This window comes from Thermococcus sp. 101 C5 (assembly GCF_009372125.1).
In the GTDB taxonomy this organism is placed as follows: domain Archaea; phylum Methanobacteriota_B; class Thermococci; order Thermococcales; family Thermococcaceae; genus Thermococcus_A; species Thermococcus_A bergensis.
The window spans coordinates 36,769-52,493 of sequence record NZ_WHIZ01000001.1 but is presented as its reverse complement, the minus strand read 5'-3'; the positions used below and the strand labels follow the sequence as shown (position 1 = coordinate 52,493).

Here is a 15,725-nt window from a genome sequence, read left to right as displayed (position 1 = left end):
TCAAAATGATTATCAAAGGAGAAATACTCTCAAAGAGCTTCAAGGGAAAAGGCTACATAGTAGTCAAGGACGGGCTAATCAGAAGCGTTCAGCGGGAGAAACCGGGAGAGGTAGACATCGATGCAGAAGACAAACTTATTATCCCCGGACTAATAGACATGCACGCACATTTTCGAGAGCCGGGATATGAGCACAGAGAAACAATAGAGAGCGGGTCAAGAGCGGCAGTTCACGGAGGTGTTACTACTGTTGCCCTCATGCCAAACACAAATCCTTCCATGGACAGTGTTGAAGTAATAGAATACGTAAAAGAAAAGGCGAAGAAAATAGGACTCATTGATACACTTCCCGTAGGGGCAATCACAAAAGGCAGAAATGGAAGAGAGCTCACGGACTTTGAGAAACTTGCCGAACATGTTGTGGGCTTTAGCGACGATGGGACAACACCTCAAAGCTTTAAGGTATTCTTGAACGCTGCAAAACGTGCAAAAAAAGTAAACCGGCCAATTTTAGACCACGCGGAGATAACAGAGCTCTCAGGAGGCAGCATGAGAGAGGGGAAATTTTCAAGGCTTTACAGCATAAGCGGGATTCCTGACATAGCAGAATCAATCGCCGTTGCGAGAGATGTAGAGGTAGCGAGGTACACAGGGGCTCATATCCACATACAGCACCTCTCGACAAAAGCTTCCGTAGAGATAGTCAGAGAAGGAAAGAGACAGGGGATTCCAGTGACTGCTGAAGTTACCCACCACCATCTCCTTTTTAAGGACGAAGACCTGAAAGACCGCTCCCCGTTCAAAAAAGTCAACCCACCCCTGCCAAGAGAAGAGGATCAGGAAGAACTTATAAGAGGGCTCCTTGATGGTACAATCGATATAATAGTCACCGATCACGCTCCTTATTCTCCTGAAGAAAAGAGCGTGGACATTGAAAAAGCTCCCTTCGGAATAAGCGGCATTGAGACCCTGCTCTCGTCTTTGTTGCTGATAGCAGAAAAACATGAAATAAGCTTTGAGATCCTTCTGGAAAAAGTCACCTACAGCCCTGCAAATCTCTTTAACATCCCCCTAAAAGGAGATATAAGAGAAGGCTACATGGCGGACTTAGTTATCCTAGAGCCGGACAAAGAGTGGAGAGTCACAGAAAAAAGTTTGTTCTCAAAAGGTAAGAATACTCCATTCCTCAGGAGAAAGCTCCCGGGAGTAGTTGAGATGACAATTAAGGAAGGCAAAATCGTCTATCGGAGGGATAACGTTTGATTGAAGCTGAGCTTATAGAAAAGAGAACAGCAAAAGATTATGGGCTCTTTAAGTTTAAGCTGAAAGAGAAGCTAAAAGACCCAGATGCCGGGCAGTTTGTAATGCTGAAATCCCCCGATGAGCCAATCCTTGCAAAACCTTTCTCTATATACTCCTACAAAAACAGAAAACTCACACTGTTCATAAAGCGCGTTGGACGGCTGACTGGAAAGATATTCTCCAGCCCCATAGGGGAGGTATTTTACGTAAGGGGGCCCTATGGGATACCTTACATCAAGAAAATCGATAGAGACAAAAAGTACATCCTGATTGGGGGCGGAAGTGGGGTAGCCCCTCTAAACTTCTTTTCAGAGCTTTATCCAGAGCTCGTTTATAAAAAGCTCTACGGGTTCAAGGGAAGATACATAAGGGAGCTCTTTGAAGAGCAGTCATCCCTTGTAATAGAAGAAGAAAGTGGAAAAACCGTCGTTGATGTGCTGAGGGAAGTTTATTCAGAAGGGTTAGGAGTCCTGGCCTGTGGCCCAATCCCTATGCTGAAGACCCTCCCGCCCGGTTCGTACGTCTCCCTTGAGAGCGTAATGGGGTGTGGAATCGGAACATGCAAAAGCTGCGCCGTAAAAACAAAAGAGGGCATTAAGATGGTATGCAAGGACGGGCCACTCTTTAGAAAGGAGGAGATACAATGGGAGTGGATTTGAGCGTCGAGGTACTAGGGTTAAAGTTCAAAAATCCACTTGTGCTTGCTTCTGGGCCGGCAGGGTTTGGCTTTGAGCTCCAGCAGTATTTGGATATCTCGAAAGTAGGTGCAATAACACTGAAGACTGTCACTCTCAACCCAAGAGAGGGAAACGCCCCTCCAAGGCTTGTCGATACCCACGGCGGGATAATAAATTCCATAGGCCTGCAAAATCCCGGCATCGAGGAGTTTGTAAACATCATCGCTCCCAAACTTAAGGAGATTAGAACAATAAAAATCGGAAGCATCGCCGGGTTCACCATAGAGGAATGGAAAATCCTGGGAGAGAAAATGGACAAAATTAAGGATATCAAGGCCATCGAGCTGGACCTCTCATGCCCCAACGTGGAAGGAAAGAAAATCTGGGCCAAAGATGAGGAACTTACTCAGGAAGCGATAAAGGCCGTAAGAGAATCGACGGATAAGCCAATAATAGCCAAGCTAGCCCCCGACGTTACGGATATAGTGAAGGTAGCAAAGAAAGCAGTAAATGCTGGTGCCGATGCTCTGAGCCTCGGGAACACCATAGAAGCTATGAGGATAAACATTGAAACCGGACTACCTGTCCTCAAACTCAAAACTGGTGGCTTAAGCGGTCCTTCGATAAAGCCTATTACTCTTGCGAGAGTCTTCAGAGTGGCTGAAGCCTTAGAGATTCCGATCATAGGGATCGGTGGAGTCATGAACTGGCAGGACGCTTTGGAATATGCAATGGCCGGCGCATCTCTTGTAGGAATAGGGACGGCCATTATGGTAAATCCCCAAGCCCCACTTGAAATTTTGCAGGGCATTGAAAGCTTTCTGAGGCAAAAAGGAGTTGAGAAGTTTGAAGACATCATCGGAATAGCCCACAGGGGTGGATTCTGATGTTTATTAAGAAGTATAGAAAAGCGAGGGACAAGAACTCGTCAATTTTGGTAGTTGGTCTTGACAGCGACCCCGGAAAAATCAAGGGGTCTAAAAGTGTGGTGGAGTTCAACGAACACATTATAAAAGAAACGGCTGACTTGGTATGCGGGTACAAGATAAACATTGCATTCTACGAAAAGCTCGGATGGGGGGGATACATGGCACTTGAAGAGACAATAGAGCTCATAAAAAACGAGACAAACCTGCCAGTAATACTGGACGCCAAAAGAGGCGATATCGGGAACACTGCAAGGGCTTATGCTAAAGCCTATTTCGATAGACTGGGTGTTGATTCAGTAACCGTCAATCCATACATGGGGAGAGACGCCATAATACCGTTTTTGGAGAAGGGACATGCTTTTATTCTGCTCTTGACTAGCAACGAATCGATAGGGGATGTAGAGCTCCACGTCTATCCAAGAGTTCTCGAACTTGCAAAAGAGCTTGAAAAAAGCTATCCAGAAAGGGTTGGCATAGTGGTGGGTGCAACAAGAAAAGACCATATAAGCAAAATTTCTAATGCGAGTGGAGATCTTTCATGGCTGATTCCCGGTATTGGAGCACAGGGAGGAGATCCAGAAGTTCTCAAAGAACTGAAGAGAAGAGATGTCGTGGTTAACGTTTCAAGAGCCATCATATTTGCAGAGAACGTGAGAAAGAAAGCAGCGGAGTTCAGAGAGCTGCTGGCAAGGCAGTATTTCGATTAGAGATACCCCAATTTCCCCAAAATATGCAAAATTCCCTCAGCAGCACCTTCCCCATATGGCTTGCTTGTTACATAATCCGCTTCTTTTTTAACACTCTCTGGAGCTTGAGCCACGGCAATTCTGTAACCCACTACCCTAAAGGCATCGAGATCGTTTTCACCGTCTCCAATGTGGGCCACTTCTTTCGGACTTATGCCTAAAAGCTCACAGGCTTTTTTTATCCCTTCGCCTTTGTTTACGTGAGGCTGCTTTATGTGTATGGCATATCCACTGTCCACCGCTACAAGGTTCAAGCCGAGTTCCTTTATAATCTCCCTAACCGCCTCAACTGGAACCGTTCTTTTTATCACAAGTCCTGCCCTTCTTTCACCAAATCTCATTGTATCGCTCATCTCCGCTTGAGGATAGCGTTTTTTGAGCTCGCTCCAGAGAATCATAGAATCTCCCATATCTCCAAGAAAAATCCTGTTGTTTTGCTTATCCCCAATAACTCCTCCATCCTCCGCAATAAACGGACCGCTTGTCCCTATTAAGATGCTTGCCGCGTAGGCAAAGCACGCACTGTTTCCAGTAACAAGCATAACAGGCACCCCAAGCCTTTCCGCGAGCCTAATGGCTTCCAATGCCTTCTCGTGGAGCCTCCTATCGGGGTAAGTTATAGTCCCATCAATATCCACCGATATTGCCCTTATCATCTTCATCCCCTCAATGATCCTTCATAATTTCTCTCATCACGCTCGTAGCGTAAACGCCCTTGGGCAGGAAGAATCGGAATATAAGCCCCTCCTCAAACGTTCTGTACCTGAACATCTTGGGTTTTATTAAAAGCTCCCTCCTTCCTCCGGGCTCTGCCAATATCTTAAGGTGTTTCATCTTGAACTCTTCTAAGGTTATTCCTTCTTCCTCCAGAACTTCTCGTTCGATTCTGCCCATCTCTCCATCGGCAAGCCTTGAGGCAAATCCAAAAACAGGCCCTGTGACCATTGCTTCTCCTTGTTTTATCTTTTCATTTACAAAGCGAATGGTTCTCTCGGTAACTTTGAACGTTTTGCTTCTCAAGGGGAGCCCCCTCTTTACCTGACAGACAATATCACCGGGAAGTGCTTCATTAAGGGGCAATCCTTCCTCGATTCTTCTTGAAAGAACTTTGTTGAAGAGATAGGACTGGTAGGAGTGGATAAATATCCTCACTATTGGCCTTGGAAGAACTGCAAAGGCTTTTTTCCAGCTTTTTGTTTCCTTATACCTGTAGAGCATAGCCCTCTCATACCTCAAAAAGTTGGGAAACTCTTCTAATGCCTTTTCAACATCCCCGCTTTCCAAAAAGTTCTTCCTAGCTTCATCTCCCATCATATCTCCTGTATACTCCCCTAAAAACTTAAACGCTGCCTCTTCAAACTGTCCCTTTAAAAGAAGCTTCCCCACTTCGTGGTTTATTACCCTTCTCTCACCAAAACGCTGGTATCCAAAGTAGTTTGGGAAGCCGCCTTTGGACTTGAGCTCTGCTAAAATTTCCTTCGTTCGTTCCAAAGCTTTTTCTGGATCTCCAACATCTCTCACGGTTATTTTAAAGTGGTTCCCAACAAGCATGCCAAGCTTCAGGGGCTTTCCATACCCTACAAGTCTTAGGGAGATGTCCTGAATATTTAAGGATTCAGCTCGTTCCTTAACTTCCTCCAGATTGTCAGAGCATATGCTGATGTACTGGTAAGTTACCGCATGCCTATCCTTAGTGCCGGCAAACCCAATCTGCTTATAGTCGATACCAATCCTCTTTGCTATCTCCTTCACGGCAGCCATTGTTTCCCAGTTCCGTTTTTTGAGAAGGTATATCAAGCACTCTCTCCCTTTGAAAATGCTCTTTGGGACTTTTTCTTTCACTATAAAATCCTCTGGATAAGTTTTAATTTTCCCCCCTATCCCGGGAGATGAACTCAAATACTTGAACTGAGCAAAAAATTCCTTATAGTCCATTTTCATCACTCACATAAGTTTTAAGTTTCCGGTAACTTTATCAACCATCTCTTCAGGTGCTGGACCAATTGCCAGGCACGTTATCGTTCCCGGGGGAATTTCTGTTAAGCCCGCATCCCTTATCAATGCCGTCGGAAGACCAAGCTTCTCTGATTGGGCCTTTAGCTCAAAAAGCTCTTTTTCGCTTTCCACTTTTACGACGACTTTTTTCTGCCCCTCGTTGAACCAAGCTTTAAACCACTCCGGTTTTTCTTTGTAAGCCTTAAAAGCAGCTGTAACAGCTCCGTGTGCTACTTGCACCGCTAGTTTTCCTTTGCTGAGCTTTAAATCCGATCTGACTACCATAACCTGTTTATACTTGAACATTTCCCACCCCAAGAACAACAAATAAAAAAGGGTATATAAAGGTTAAGAAAAGACCAAACTTTATGCTTCTTCAGCAGCTTTTTCTTCGGATTTCAATGCTTCCTCTTTCTTTGGAAGTCCTCCAGGCCTTTTCTTTCTCCTTCCAAGCTCTTTAAGTACTTTCTCGTACTTTGATTTGAGGTCGATGTAGTTGTAGGCCAGAACTGCTGAGACTATAACAAACAGAATTGTTAAAATTGACCACCAGTTGACACCCTTTTCTGGCGGTATGTAAGGGGCTGTTATGTTATAGAGCTTTTCAGCGAGTAGCACTCTTGTCTCGTCATCTAATTTTACTAACATTGAGTTTACGTATTGTGGGAGCTCTTCAGGAGATAAATCGACCTTGACTTCCTTTATTGCAGGTGGAAGTGAGTTCACTACTACAAGGTTTCCAAAGTTCTCCTCATGCCAATTGCCGAGTGGGTCTTGGTAAACCAGCACTGCACTTATTATCGCATTGTCTGGCCTTAAAAGTGCATATTCACTCTCTAATGTTTTGGTTTCCCCTGCCTTAAGGTCTCCGACAAAGAGCTCTGTTTCACCGTCAATGCTATCTGGAAGGAGCAGTTTAATTGTAGCGTTTTTTATAAATTCGTATTCTGCATCGTTACCTTCGGCAGATACTGTAAACTTAAGCTTGGCAGTCTTTTCTTGCGTATGGACATAAGTGCTCCATGTTCCGTTGAACGCTTCTCCACTCAAAGAGAGCTCTGGTAAGCCATAAACAACAATCTGGCTGATAGTATTTGATTTTACGATCTTCTTTTCTCCTGCTTCATTGTAATACTGAACGTTTACTGTATCAAGCTTATAGCTTCCTACCTGGGTGGGTTTCAAAGTGTATACTAAAACGGGCATTTTTGTGAAGGCATCTAGCATTTTTAGGTTCCAAGTACCAATGCCACTTCTGAGCTCAAAACCATCTGGTATGGGAGCAACAACATTAACATCAAATGCTTTGCCCTTTCCTTGATTTTCAACGTTGATAAAGACTATAAGTTCATCACCATCAAGTAGAATCTTGGTTGTACTAACACTCAATTCAACCTTTATGTCTGCATCCCTAATTATTGGTTGAACCTCAGAACCTTGAGGAGCATACAACCTGACTTTTGTACGGTTGTAGCTTAACTCCACACTGTTGGGAGGTATTTCTACTCTGATAGGCACTTGGGATAATTGATATCCCGAACCTTCCTTCACATTAAACGTCTTTATTGGTTTGTTATCCTTATCAAAGACACTGAAGCTTGAGTAGTATCCAACAGAATTTAGTCTCAACTTGTAGGTAGTTTGATTGATGTTAAAGGTCAATATTTCGCCAACATAGAGGATATCGTTATAGATGAGCTCTGTCGGTTCAAGAGTTGTTTGTTGCGATGGTTCCTGGCTAACCTGTGCTTTCTTTACCTGAAGGGAAGTTGCTGCGTATTCTGGGATATATATGTCAAAACTAACCTCTCCATCCTTTGTAGAACTCTGGAGATATATGTAGACATAGGGATAGTAAGATATTGTTTTTCCCGAAATCTCGGTGATTTTGTAAGGAACACCGTAGCCTCCACCTTCACTGATAGTCTGGGTAATGGTCTCATAAGGGAGGATTATCTCAAACTTTGCACTATCATCGTATGCCTCCACTACTTTTATTTTAATCTCTGGCAACCAAGAAGGCAGTTGATAAGTCCCTCCTTCATTTATAGTCTTGCTTTCCAATTTTTTCAGCGGAGATTCAATTCTGAGGTAAATGGTTTTTTCATATGATTTTATCCAAGCGATTTTGACATAAAATAGCGGATTGTTCTCAGTAGGGAATGGATAACTCTCTCCAACCCCGAGTACAGGAGTGGCACTTGGTGTAGTTTTGCCCTTTTCATAGATGTGTATGTTTACTTTAGTCCAAGAAGGATTAACATCCGCAAACTTGATTTCATAGTTGCCAAAAATCACTGAATCTCCAAGGCCAAGCTCTATTAGGGTTACTTGGGCAGTTGAAGGCACCGCTGATTTTACAAGGGGTACAACGGACAAAATTAACAATCCAACAATGAGTATAGCGACTTTTCTCATCATTTCCTCCTCCAGCAAATTGTTTCCTAAAATCATAAAAAGATAAAATGATATAAAGCTCTTATGGTTCTAACCTTCTTCTATCCCTTGGGAATAGTATAACTTCTCTAATATTGTTCAAGTTAAGCATCTGCTTGAGCAGTCTCTCAGCTCCAAGACCAAAGCCTCCGTGAGGTGGCATGCCATAGCGGAATGCCTTAAGGTAGAACTCAAAGCTTTCTACTTTCAGACCCTTTTCTGCAATCTGCTCTTTTAATTTTTCATAGCGGTGTTCTCTCTGACCTCCGGAAGTTATCTCCACGCCCCTGTACTCAAGGTCAAATGCCCTCGATATTTCGGGCTTGTCGTCGTACCTCATTATGTAGAAGGGTTTTGCTTCACTTGGGTACTGATAGATAAAGTAGAGATCCTCATCGTAGGTCTCTTTGATGTATTGCCCCAGCATTTTCTCTCCTTCTGTGTCAATGTCCTCTCCCCAGGGAATTTCTTTTCCAAGGTCTTTAAGTATTTCAAGAGCTTGAGTGTATGTAATCCTCCTGAATGGAAGCTTTGGTTCCTCAAGCTCAAGATCTAAAATCTTGAGCTCCTTCTCGTTGTATTCTCTAACGTAGTTAATCGCATGTGCAACAAGCCTCTCAAGGAGTCCCATAACTTCATCTTCGCTCTCTATGAAGGCCATTTCAGCATCAATACTCCAAGCTTCGTTTAAGTGCCTTGTTGTGTTGTGCTCCTCCGCTCTGAAGATGGGAGCTATCTCAAATACTCTGTCCAGTCCAGATGCCATCATGATTTGCTTGTAAAGCTGGGGAGATTGAGCCAAAAACGCATCTCTTTCAAAATACTTCATGGGAAAGAGTTCCGTACCTCCTTCCGTGGCAGTGGCTATTATTTTCGGTGTGTGAATCTCAATGAACCCTTCTTGATAGAAGAAGTCCCTCACTGCCTTAAAAACACTTGAGCGTATTTTGAATATCGCCATAACTTCGGGCCTTCTTAGATCCATAAACCTGTTGTCAAGCCTAGTGTCAAGCTCGGCCTTAACCTTGCCCGTAGGGTCTAAAGGAAGCGGAGAGTCTGCTCTTGAAAGGATCTCAATCTTTTCTGGGATTATTTCAAACCCAAGCTTGGCTTTAGGGGTGAAGTTAACCACGCCTTCAACTGCAATCACATCTTCGCTGTTGAGCTTTGGAATGAGAGCAAAAACCTCTTCATTGACCTTCTTTTTTGGGGCTGTAATTTGAACTATGCCCTCTCTGTCCCTCAGCCAGAGAAACTTTATTCCTCCAAGGTCCTTGACCTCATAAACCCATCCCGCAACTTTTACTTTTTTTCCATTTAACTCTTCAGTTATCTGGCTCGAATAATGAGTTCGGTACATATTCAATCCCCCAAAAAATTAGAAATCAGATAAAGGATATCTTAACCTCAACCCCGGCTATCTTTGAAAGTATGTCCTCCAAAATCTCCTGCCTCTCAGGAAGCTTCTGCCTGTCTCTTCTTATTACGAGCACTTTGTAATACTGTCCATGCGGAGCATAGACAACGTTAACGCCAAAGACTCCCGCAGGGTATAGAAGGTCGGTTGCAAGTTTCTTGAGGTCATCGGTGTCTTTGATTTCTCTGCCTTCAATAACTCTAACTCTCTTTCCAAGTTCTCTCATGAGAAGCTTGATGTTTTTACCACCTTTTCCTATGACAAGAGGGACGTTCCCTTCTCCAACCATTATTACTACCAAATCCCCAGCCTCAACGGCTTTTTTAAACTCAACGTCAGCGTCGCCCAAGAGTTTGTAGAGCATTCTCGAAATCTTGACATCAAGCTCAGAAATCAATCCCTCTTGAAGTTTCTTTTCATCTGCCGGGCACAAAATGTCCTCCGTTTTCAGACACACCTCACAGATTGGCGCTTTCATTAGCTCACCTCCCAGTTATTTGCAAAAAATGAACATAAGCTAACACTCCTTTGCAGACGTTATTTAAAAACCTTATCCCATTCAAAAATATTGAAATATTGAGAAAATTTAGCGCAAATACCGACAATCTAAAGTTCTCCTTCAATCTCCTTAAGGAGCCTTTCAATAAACTCCTCAACAAACCTATGCCTTTCCTCTGCTAGTCTTTTTGCAGTTTTTGTGTACATTAAATCCTTAAGCTTTAGTATTTTCTCTTCAAAGTGCTTTATGGAAGCCTCAATATCCCGTCCATGTTCCCCTGAATACATAAAGACCCTCGCAACTCCTATAGCCCCTATTGCATCAAGCTTATCAGCATCACTGAGGATTTTTGCTTCAAGCGTTTGAGGTTCTGGCGGCCTTGAGAACCGATGGGCCTCAATTGCGTGAACAACGTCCTCAACTTTCTGATAGTTAAGGGAAGTCAGGAACCTGCGAGCAATTTTTGCGCTTTCCTTAGCGTGGTCTTCAACAAGTCCTTTATCCTCCAGAGGCCTGGCAATATCATGAAGCAGAGCAGCTAAAGCCAAAACGTCCAAATCCGCTCCCTCTACCTTACCAATATGTAAGCATAGATTGAAGACCCTTTTAACGTGAGAAAACCCATGAGTCCCCTCCCGCTCAAAGAAGTCTCTGGCAAATTCTTCGACCTTTTTGATTAGCTCTATGCTTTTTTTATCTTTTATGTACTCTTCAACCCTCATTCTCTTCACCTGATTTTATTCTCAACAATGGAACTAAGCAACCTTAAAAATCTTTTATGTACTTCAATAGGTACACCATCAACACTGAGCTCGGGTTTTTTGATAACCCCATCTATAACTCCTGAAGATACCAAAGCCTTCAAAATCTTTTCTTCCTCATTCTCCCAGCCGGCTAGCATGTTTTTCCCCAGCTCAAGAGACGCCTGGGCAATTAACCCATAAGCCCCCCAGTTAGACACCGCAGAGAGAACTAAAGAATCAACTTCGATGACACTCCCTATTTTCTCTCCAAACTTTATGTACTTGCAGACTAACTCCCTTATGTTTCCCATCCCTATTTCGTTTCCTCCATCCCCGATACCAATTGTGGGAATGCCGAGCTCTCTAGCTTTTAAGAACAGCTCATCAAAAGGAGGCACCTCTATTTCCAGAGCGCTCATTGAGTAGTACTTCCCATCTTTGGCCCTTCCCGGTGTTTCAACACTTATTAAGAGAGAATAGTCCTCAATAGAGGGGTTCTGAGCAAAATTTACTTTAAATTCCTTAAGAGCATCTTGAATCTTTTTGCACGTCAGTATCTCGGCTTTTCCTCCCAGCTTTTCAACAGCTCTGTAGATGGCTAAAGCCCCAGGTGGACCATCGGTTTCGGCTATCTGCATCGGCGGAATTGGAAAACATGAAACAATCAAAACTCTGTCGAGATTTTTTAAAAATAAGGAAGTAGCTTCTCTCAAAAAATCAAAGTTATCTCTGCGATATTCAATATAAAGCCTTAAGACGTTCCTTCCATAGATGTCGGTGTTTATTAGATGCCCTATCATTTTTCATTCCTCGATTTCATATGCTATAATTTTGACTTTTTTGCCCTTTATTGCCTCTTTAAGGAGCCACCACAGTTCTGTTGGAGATTCTCTCCTGTGGGTTAACTTATCCCCATTCTCAAGCTCTATAACTTTCTCCTCGTATTTTACAAAGACCCCTTCCTTATTGAATATCTCCCTCATCTTAGACCCCCCAAGATTGTTCTCAGTTGGTGGAGGCTTCTGATTTCAAAATCCGCGAAGTTGTAATCCTCAACGCCTTCCCTATTAATCCATACTGCAAGCATTCCAACGTTTTTTGCTCCATAGACATCTTGGTGCAAATTATCCCCAATCATTATGGATTCCTCAGGCTCCACATTTAATTTTTCGCAGGCATATAAAAATATTTTAGGGTCGGGTTTTACGGTTTTTACGTCTTCCCTAATCACGATTACATCAAAGTACTTATCAAGCTTTGTTATTCTTAGCTTTAACTTCTGGTACTCTGGACCGCTTGTTATCACGCCGAGCTTATACCCCTCTTCTCTCAGCCACTCCAAAGTTGGCTTCACATCAGGGAAAACGTGAATCTTGTGAGGATACTGCCTCAAGAGCTCCTCGTATCTAAAGTCCAGCCCAAAGATTTCAAAAAAGAAGTTCCAGTCGTGCCATTCGTAAGTATCCTTTTTCTCAGAAATCTCTCTAAGGAATTTTAATCTGGCATCTCCTCTCGAAATCCCCAACTTCTTTGAAAGCATATCATAGACCTGGGGGAGAAAGAGCATTATAAGCGGTTTTTCACTTAAAAGGGTCTCATCTATGTCAAAGAACACCGCTTCCATCCTACCACCCCTTAACCAAAAGGGAGAGGATTTCAACCTGATCCTTTAAGCCCTCTTCCATCTTTACCCCCCATATTATGTCTTTCTCTTTTAAGAGGCTTTGAAACATGCTGAGTATTTTGTGAGCATAATTCAGCGGGACTTTCTCACCCACTAAAATGTTTACCAAGCCCCTGTCCCATATTCCCCAGTGCCAGTCAAAATCAACCTTCCTTAAAAGACGTAATATGCCCACGTTGTTTCCCTTTACCATGCTAAAGAAGTCAGCGTAATCAACATTTACCAGCATTTGGTTTTCTAGGTAATAGTAGAGTCTCGTGAACATCAGGCCAATATTTTTTGCTGCCATTTGGAATGCAGACTCAAGGGACGAAGAGGTGTATTCGTCAAGAAATTCCCACAAGGAGTCATAAAATACGGTGTCAAAGTTCTCCGCCCATTGAGGCTTTTCTTCGTTAATAAGCTCCCTTTGGGGGGTAAGGAGGTAAGCCAGTTTAAGGGGCTTTCGCGGCACATATTCCAGAATAATTTGCATTATTTCAACATTTACTGGCTTATTTTCAAGGATAAACCATAAAATTGCATCATCCGGAATGTTCCAGAACACCTCCTTAAGGTTTTGACGGAAAGAAGACCTTCCAAGCAGATAATATGTTGGATTTATCACGATCTTTGGGGTTCTTTTTATATCAATATTTTGAACAACTTTGCCCCCATTATTCCCAATTCCAACGAAAATATGGGAAAAAGAAACCATATGGATCACTCTAAGGTTGCGTGTTTTTTCTTCATCTCTTGTTCGGTCTTCTGGAACGTTGCCATTAGAAGTGCTATGATACCGTCCAAGAACAGCATAGTTGAGTCTTCAAACAGCGTACCCATTGGAGCAATCCACTTGTATTGGGTGAGCATTTGCCTTGCAATATAATCGGTTGGAATGTCTGATTTTGTCCTTCCCGGAATCTCTACCACAACATCGGCAAGCTTTCCAAGAGTGGAGTCTTTATATGACGTTATCGCAACAATTTTTCCGCTCTGCTTCTTCGCAATTTCAGCCGCATCTACTATCGTTCTTGTTTCACCACTACCACTGATTGCAATTAAGAGGTCTCCTTCTTCAAAGGCTGGGGTAATCGTTTCACCAACAACATAGACGTTAAAGTCAAGGTGCATCAAGCGCATTGCGAAAGCCTTGCCAACAAGGCCGCTTCTTCCGGCACCGTAAATGAAGATTTTATTTGCCCCTATCATGGCATCTACCATTCCTCTGACCTGCTCAAGCTTTAGAGAATCCGCAACCATGTTTATATGTTCGGTTATATCTTTGATCGCTTTTCTTATGGTAGCCATGTATTCACCCCAGAATAGGTCAATTATTTTTCTTGTGACTTCTTCGGGATCTTTCGCCTTTGTTATTGCGCCTCCAACAATGATAATAGTTGCCCCTGCTTCAATAACTTTGGGAATCGTTTCTAAGTTTAAGCCACCTGCAACAGCGACTGGGACTTTTACTGCTTTTACAACTTTCTCTAAATCTTCTAATGGGTTCTTTCCTTGGGCCTGCTCGTCTATTCCCGTGTGAACTAAAATGTAATGAACACCCATTTGCTCAAGTTCTTTAGCCCTTTTTACCTTATCCTTAACTCCTATTAGATCAACCATTACCTTTATTCCATACCTTCTTGCAACTGCCACAGCGTCTTTTATCGTCTTGTCATCTGCAACTCCAAGTATTGAGACAACATCAGCACCGTGTCTCGCTGCCATCTCAACTTCAAGGGCCCCAGTATCCATTGTTTTTAAATCTGCTACAATTTTTCTATCGGGGAATCTTCTTTTCATTAGTTCTACAGCTCTCATGCCTTCCTTTTTTATTAGGGGAGTCCCCACTTCAAGCCAATGGGCTCCACCGCGAGCGGCTTTCTCTGCTATAGACATTGCTTGCTCTATATCAGTCAGATCAAGCGCTACCTGCAGGATCATCTTAACGTACCTCCTAATAATCCTCAAGTTAACATCAAAACTGGCGCTTTTAACTTTAACTCTTCCACATATAAATTTAAAAGGGATAGCTCGAAATAGCTTTGGGGGGATAAAATGGTTACATTTATCCCTTTCGGGGAGAAGCCCAATAAAGAAGGAGTTATGTACACCATAGAATTGTTAAAAAAGAACAAACTAATCGAGGATTTTATGATTGTCGAATCGAATAATGTAGAACTCCTTGCAGACAGAGTACCTTTAGATAAGTGCTATATCATTGGAGAGCATTTAGCAACGTATGGAATAATCAAAAGGGTAAAACCACAGTCTATAATAAGTATCGATGCTCATACTGACCTCATGCACGATTACCTTGATCACGGTTCATGGCTCGCCTATGCTCTGGAGGAGAAAGCAGTGAACAGAGCTGCGGTAGTTGGACCAGTATTGATGGTACCCACCACCGAAGGTACAAGTTTATGGGTAAGAAGAGTTAAAATCTTCCCTGCACTCCCAAGAACCAGAAAAGTAAGAGGAAAATGGAAAGCATACAAAAGCCTAAAAACTTCCCCAATAGACGAAATAATTGCAGAAATGCGAAGATACCTTGGAAAAGAAGTCTACCTGACAGTTGACATGGACGTTCTAAAGCCCGAATATAAGATTGCCAGATTTCAGCATGGAGAGCTCACCTTGGAAGAGCTGTTAGAACTTATAAGCGAAATTAAGAAAAACTTCAAGATAGTAGCATGTGATATAGCGGAAATTTCAGACAAAATAAAAAGATCAAAACTTGGAAAGAAAGCTTTGATTGAAGTTTACAGGGCACTTATAGGTGAGTAAAATGGTACTAAGCGACAGAGAAATTAGAGAGATAATCACCCCTCTCCTTCTGTCCGGCGCAAAGATGCTCGATAAACACTGTCCGAAATGCGGCTCCCCACTTTTTGAACTAAATGGAAAGGTTTTTTGCCCAATTTGTGAACACAGAAAAAGAGAGGAAAAGGTTGAGCTAAAAAGTGTTGAAGAAAGCCTTCTAGAAAAATTAAGGTTATTGGCAAACCAGCTTCCTGACGACATTGAGGAGTTAAAAAGATATTTGGAAGTTATGAAGATGATAGTAGAACTGCTGGAGAAGTATAAGAAAATGGAGGGAGTAGAATGAAGCACCTGAAGATTTTGAATATACTCACAAAAGAAATGACAACAGAAGAAATTGCAAAAGAAAGTGGCTTGAGCTTAGCCGAGACAAGAAGATTTTTGCTCAGACTTCTGGATCAAGGCAAGATTGAGAGCGTTGAAAGAGATGGAAAAATCTTTTGGAAATTGAAAGAAAAAAGCAGGGAAGAGGAAGAGTTTAAGTACCTTTAAGTTC

Annotated in this window: 19 protein-coding genes; 7 read left to right on the top strand and 12 right to left on the bottom strand. The window is 42.7% G+C overall.

What is annotated here, in order from left to right; genetic code table 11:
* The first annotated feature begins 5 nt into the window (after positions 1 to 5).
* The 4 genes from GBV73_RS00295 to pyrF are packed head-to-tail and all read left to right on the top strand — an operon-like array spanning position 6 to position 3,614.
* Entirely contained in the window at positions 6 to 1,262 is a 1,257-nt protein-coding gene (locus tag GBV73_RS00295; RefSeq protein ID WP_152878673.1) for a dihydroorotase, read from the top strand.
* Positions 1,259 to 1,960, top strand: a complete 702-nt coding sequence (locus tag GBV73_RS00290) for a dihydroorotate dehydrogenase (RefSeq protein ID WP_152878672.1) — start codon at positions 1,259 to 1,261, stop codon at positions 1,958 to 1,960. The genes GBV73_RS00295 and GBV73_RS00290 overlap by 4 nt, the downstream gene beginning before the upstream one ends.
* Positions 1,945 to 2,865 carry a dihydroorotate dehydrogenase gene (locus tag GBV73_RS00285; RefSeq protein ID WP_042697228.1) on the top strand — a complete coding sequence of 307 codons (921 nt, stop codon included), beginning with the start codon at positions 1,945 to 1,947 and terminating at the stop codon, positions 2,863 to 2,865. Before GBV73_RS00290 ends, GBV73_RS00285 begins: the two co-directional genes overlap by 16 nt.
* On the top strand, positions 2,865 to 3,614 hold the full coding sequence (gene pyrF / locus GBV73_RS00280) for an orotidine-5'-phosphate decarboxylase (RefSeq protein ID WP_152878671.1): 750 nt from the start codon (positions 2,865 to 2,867) through the stop codon (positions 3,612 to 3,614). The genes GBV73_RS00285 and pyrF overlap by 1 nt, the downstream gene beginning before the upstream one ends.
* Here pyrF and GBV73_RS00275 read toward each other — a convergent pair.
* From GBV73_RS00275 to hxlAB, 12 genes are all read right to left on the bottom strand, one after another.
* The gene (locus GBV73_RS00275; protein ID WP_042697234.1) at positions 3,611 to 4,309 is read right to left on the bottom strand and encodes a phosphoglycolate phosphatase; all 699 of its coding nucleotides are present in this window, start codon (positions 4,307 to 4,309) and stop codon (positions 3,611 to 3,613) included. The two genes, pyrF and GBV73_RS00275, sit on opposite strands and share 4 nt — an antisense overlap.
* 10 nt (positions 4,310 to 4,319) lie before the next feature.
* Positions 4,320 to 5,588, bottom strand: coding sequence for a tRNA pseudouridine(13) synthase TruD (truD, locus tag GBV73_RS00270; protein ID WP_042697236.1), 1,269 nt, complete (start codon positions 5,586 to 5,588; stop codon positions 4,320 to 4,322).
* Between the two features lie 9 nt (positions 5,589 to 5,597).
* Positions 5,598 to 5,954, bottom strand: a complete 357-nt coding sequence (gene pth2 / locus GBV73_RS00265) for a peptidyl-tRNA hydrolase Pth2 (RefSeq protein ID WP_042697238.1) — start codon at positions 5,952 to 5,954, stop codon at positions 5,598 to 5,600.
* Positions 5,955 to 6,014: 60 nt separating this feature from the next.
* The gene (locus tag GBV73_RS00260; RefSeq protein WP_152878670.1) at positions 6,015 to 8,066 is read right to left on the bottom strand and encodes a DNA cytosine methyltransferase; all 2,052 of its coding nucleotides are present in this window, start codon (positions 8,064 to 8,066) and stop codon (positions 6,015 to 6,017) included.
* 61 nt (positions 8,067 to 8,127) lie between these two features.
* On the bottom strand, positions 8,128 to 9,444 hold the full coding sequence (gene aspS, locus GBV73_RS00255; RefSeq protein WP_152878669.1) for an aspartate--tRNA(Asn) ligase: 1,317 nt from the start codon (positions 9,442 to 9,444) through the stop codon (positions 8,128 to 8,130).
* A 25-nt stretch (positions 9,445 to 9,469) separates the two neighbouring features.
* Positions 9,470 to 9,979: a KH domain-containing protein gene (locus tag GBV73_RS00250; protein ID WP_042697243.1), complete on the bottom strand. Its 510-nt coding sequence runs from the start codon at positions 9,977 to 9,979 to the stop codon at positions 9,470 to 9,472.
* A gap of 128 nt (positions 9,980 to 10,107) precedes the next feature.
* Positions 10,108 to 10,722, bottom strand: a complete 615-nt coding sequence (locus GBV73_RS00245) for an HD domain-containing protein (protein ID WP_152878668.1) — start codon at positions 10,720 to 10,722, stop codon at positions 10,108 to 10,110.
* 5 nt (positions 10,723 to 10,727) lie between these two features.
* On the bottom strand, positions 10,728 to 11,543 hold the full coding sequence (locus GBV73_RS00240) for a DUF4392 domain-containing protein (protein WP_042697249.1): 816 nt from the start codon (positions 11,541 to 11,543) through the stop codon (positions 10,728 to 10,730).
* A gap of 3 nt (positions 11,544 to 11,546) precedes the next feature.
* Positions 11,547 to 11,726: a hypothetical protein gene (locus GBV73_RS00235; RefSeq protein WP_042697252.1), complete on the bottom strand. Its 180-nt coding sequence runs from the start codon at positions 11,724 to 11,726 to the stop codon at positions 11,547 to 11,549.
* Positions 11,723 to 12,367, bottom strand: coding sequence for a TIGR02253 family HAD-type hydrolase (locus GBV73_RS00230; protein WP_152878667.1), 645 nt, complete (start codon positions 12,365 to 12,367; stop codon positions 11,723 to 11,725). The genes GBV73_RS00235 and GBV73_RS00230 overlap by 4 nt, the downstream gene beginning before the upstream one ends.
* Before the next feature lies 1 nt (position 12,368).
* The gene (locus GBV73_RS00225) at positions 12,369 to 13,124 is read right to left on the bottom strand and encodes a hypothetical protein (protein WP_152878666.1); all 756 of its coding nucleotides are present in this window, start codon (positions 13,122 to 13,124) and stop codon (positions 12,369 to 12,371) included.
* A 5-nt stretch (positions 13,125 to 13,129) separates the two neighbouring features.
* Positions 13,130 to 14,350, bottom strand: a complete 1,221-nt coding sequence (hxlAB, locus tag GBV73_RS00220; protein WP_042697259.1) for a bifunctional 3-hexulose-6-phosphate synthase/6-phospho-3-hexuloisomerase — start codon at positions 14,348 to 14,350, stop codon at positions 13,130 to 13,132.
* Between the two features lie 114 nt (positions 14,351 to 14,464).
* On the opposite strand from hxlAB, the gene GBV73_RS00215 reads away from it, so the two are divergent.
* The 3 genes from GBV73_RS00215 to GBV73_RS00205 are packed head-to-tail and all read left to right on the top strand — an operon-like array spanning position 14,465 to position 15,721.
* Positions 14,465 to 15,193, top strand: a complete 729-nt coding sequence (locus GBV73_RS00215) for an arginase family protein (protein ID WP_042697261.1) — start codon at positions 14,465 to 14,467, stop codon at positions 15,191 to 15,193.
* Between the two features lies 1 nt (position 15,194).
* The gene (locus GBV73_RS00210) at positions 15,195 to 15,515 is read left to right on the top strand and encodes an Sjogren's syndrome/scleroderma autoantigen 1 family protein (RefSeq protein ID WP_042697263.1); all 321 of its coding nucleotides are present in this window, start codon (positions 15,195 to 15,197) and stop codon (positions 15,513 to 15,515) included.
* Entirely contained in the window at positions 15,512 to 15,721 is a 210-nt protein-coding gene (locus GBV73_RS00205) for a winged helix-turn-helix transcriptional regulator (protein ID WP_152878665.1), read from the top strand. Before GBV73_RS00210 ends, GBV73_RS00205 begins: the two co-directional genes overlap by 4 nt.
* Positions 15,722 to 15,725: the final 4 nt, after the last annotated feature.